Source organism: Amycolatopsis tucumanensis, assembly GCF_021654135.1.
Classification (GTDB): domain Bacteria; phylum Actinomycetota; class Actinomycetes; order Mycobacteriales; family Pseudonocardiaceae; genus Amycolatopsis_E; species Amycolatopsis_E tucumanensis.
Genome location: NZ_JAKGSD010000115.1, coordinates 1,756 through 5,125, shown reverse-complemented (window position 1 = coordinate 5,125; position 3,370 = coordinate 1,756). Strand labels below are relative to the sequence as shown.

At 56.1% G+C, this 3,370-nt stretch carries 2 rRNA genes; both read right to left on the bottom strand.

From position 1 onward, the window contains the following. Window positions 1–72, bottom strand: a 5S ribosomal RNA gene (rrf, locus tag L2C96_RS43875); the annotation flags it as partial. 76 nt (window positions 73–148) lie between these two features. Further along, window positions 149–3,264: ribosomal RNA gene (locus tag L2C96_RS43870) — 23S ribosomal RNA — on the bottom strand. Window positions 3,265–3,370 lie beyond the last annotated feature (106 nt).

The following is a 3,370-nucleotide window of genomic DNA, read 5'->3' as shown; positions in this document are numbered from 1 at the left end:
ATCGGCGCTGGCAGGCTTAGCTTCCGGGTTCGGAATGGGACCGGGCGTTTCCCTGCCGCCATGACCACCGAAACTCTCCGAAACAACACCAGAGATGTTTCGTCTGGTGTGGTGTTTCAGAGTTGCAGAGCGGATGCGTAGCAGCTTTGTGGGCAAGTCCTCGGCCTATTAGTACCAGTCCACTCAAAAACACATTACTGTGCGTCCATGTCTGGCCTATCAACCCAATCGTCTCTTGGGGGCCTTAACCCACAAAGGGGTGGGAGACCTCATCTAGGAACAGGCTTCCCGCTTAGATGCCTTCAGCGGTTATCCCTTCCGAACGTAGCTAACCAGCCATGCCACTGGCGTGACAACTGGCATACCAGAGGTTCGTCCGTCCCGGTCCTCTCGTACTAGGGACAGCCTTCCTCAAGTCTCCTACGCGCGCGGCGGATAGGGACCGAACTGTCTCACGACGTTCTAAACCCAGCTCGCGTGCCGCTTTAATGGGCGAACAGCCCAACCCTTGGGACCTACTCCGGCCCCAGGATGCGACGAGCCGACATCGAGGTGCCAAACCATGCCGTCGATATGGACTCTTGGGCAAGATCAGCCTGTTATCCCCGGGGTACCTTTTATCCGTTGAGCGACATCCCTTCCACCAGGAGATGCCGGATCACTAGTCCCTGCTTTCGCACCTGCTCGACCCGTCAGTCTCACAGTCAAGCTCCCTTGTGCACTTACACTCAGCACCTGATTGCCAACCAGGCTGAGGGAACCTTTGGGCGCCTCCGTTACCTTTTAGGAGGCAACCGCCCCAGTTAAACTACCCACCAGGCACTGTCCCTGAACCCGATCAGGGCCCTAGGTTAGATTCCCAATCCGACCAGAGTGGTATTTCAACAACGACTCCACGAGAACTAGCGTCCCCGCTTCACAGTCTCCCACCTATCCTACACAAGCCGAACCGAAAACCAATACCAAGCTATAGTAAAGGTCCCGGGGTCTTTCCGTCCTGCCGCGCGTAACGAGCATCTTTACTCGTAGTGCAATTTCACCGGGCCTGTGGTTGAGACAGCCGGAAAGTCGTTACGCCATTCGTGCAGGTCGGAACTTACCCGACAAGGAATTTCGCTACCTTAGGATGGTTATAGTTACCACCGCCGTTTACTGGCGCTTAAATTCTCAGCTTCGCCCCAAAGGAGCTAACCGGTCCTCTTAACGTTCCAGCACCGGGCAGGCGTCAGTCCATATACCTCGTCTTACGACTTCGCATGGACCTGTGTTTTTAGTAAACAGTCGCTTTCCGCTGGTCTCTGCGGCCAACTCACCCTAGCCCGCGAAGGGCTTCAAGTGCTTTGGCCCCCCTTCTCCCGAAGTTACGGGGGCATTTTGCCGAGTTCCTTAACCACAGTTCACCCGACCGCCTTAGTATTCTCTACCTGACCACCTGTGTCGGTTTGGGGTACGGGCCGCACATGTTCTCGCTAGAGGCTTTTCTCGGCAGCAGAGGATCACCCTACTTCGCCTCAACGGCTACGCATCACGTCTCACCCTATATGGGACACGGATTTGCCTATGTCCCGGGCTACACGCTTACACCAGTACAACCACTCACTGGCGGAGCTACCTTCCTGCGTCACCCCATCGCTTGACTACTACTGGCTCAGGCTCCACGCTCACCACCATTGGCCCGAAGGCCGCCGGCAGCTCGGGTGGTTAGTATCACCAGCCTCGTCATGGGCGAACATACGCGGGTACGGGAATATCAACCCGTTGTCCATCGACTACGCCTGTCGGCCTCGCCTTAGGTCCCGACTTACCCTGGGCAGATTAACTTGACCCAGGAACCCTTGGTCATCCGGCGGCAGAGTTTCTCACTCTGCATTCGCTACTCATGCCTGCATTCTCACTCCCACACCCTCCACGACTCGCTTCCACGGCCGCTTCTCTGGATGCAGGACGCTCCCCTACCCAACAACACCACTACACAAGGTTCCCGAAGAACCAAGCGGATGTATTGTGTTATTGACACGGCTTCGGCGGTGTACTTGAGCCCCGCTACATTATCGGCGCAGGACCACTTGACCAGTGAGCTATTACGCACTCTTTCAAGGGTGGCTGCTTCTAAGCCAACCTCCTGGTTGTCTAAGCGACCCCACATCCTTTCCCACTAAGCACACACTTAGGGGCCTTAGCCGGTGTTCTGGGCTGTTTCCCTCTCGACGACGAAGCTTATCCCCCGCCGTCTCACTGCCGCACTCTCACGTGATGGTATTCGGAGTTTGGTTGACTTCGGTAACCCGGTAAGGCCCCTAGGCCATCCAGTAGCTCTACCCCCACCACGAAACATGCGACGCTGCACCTAAATGCATTTCGGGGAGAACCAGCTATCACGGAGTTTGATTGGCCTTTCACCCCTACCCACAACTCATCCCCCAGGTTTTCAACCCTGGTGGGTTCGGCCCTCCACGAGGTCTTACCCTCGCTTCAGCCTGGCCATGGGTAGATCACTCCGCTTCGGGTCTAGACCACGCGACTCACACGCCCTATTCAGACTCGCTTTCGCTACGGCTACCCCACACGGGTTAACCTCGCCACGCAGCACTAACTCGCAGGCTCATTCTTCAAAAGGCACGCCATCACCATCACAAAGATGGCCCTGACGGCTTGTAGGCACACGGTTTCAGGTACTCTTTCACTCCCCTCCCGGGGTACTTTTCATCTTTCCCTCACGGTACTCGTCCGCTATCGGTCACCAGGAAGTATTTAGGCTTACCGAGTGGTCCCGGCAGATTCACAGCAAATTCCACGAGCTCGCTGCTACTCGGGAACACCACCACACCACACCAACACAGCTTTCGCGTACGGGACTCTCACCCACTCCGGTCCACCATCCCAGGCGGTTCCACTAGCCATGCAGCACAATGCCAGAACTGTCAGATTCTGGAAGATGGGTCCCACAACCCCGCACACACAACCCCTGACAGGTATCACATGCGCACGGTTTAGCCTCCTCCGCTTTCGCTCGCCACTACTCACGGAATCACTAGTGTTTTCTCTTCCTACGGGTACTGAGATGTTTCACTTCCCCGCGTTCCCTCCACATACCCTATATATTCAGGTACGGGTAACACCTCATAACAGGTGCTGGGTTTCCCCATTCGGACACCCTCGGATCACAGCTCGGTTGACAGCTCCCCGAGGCTTATCGCAGCCTCCCACGTCCTTCATCGGCTCCTGATGCCAAGACATCCACCATGTGCCCTTAACAACTTGACCACAAAGATGCTCGCATCCACTCTGCAATTCTCAAACACCACACCCAGAAACAACACACCGTGTTGCCTCAGGACCCAACAGCGTATCAACAAGCACCCATCCTCAA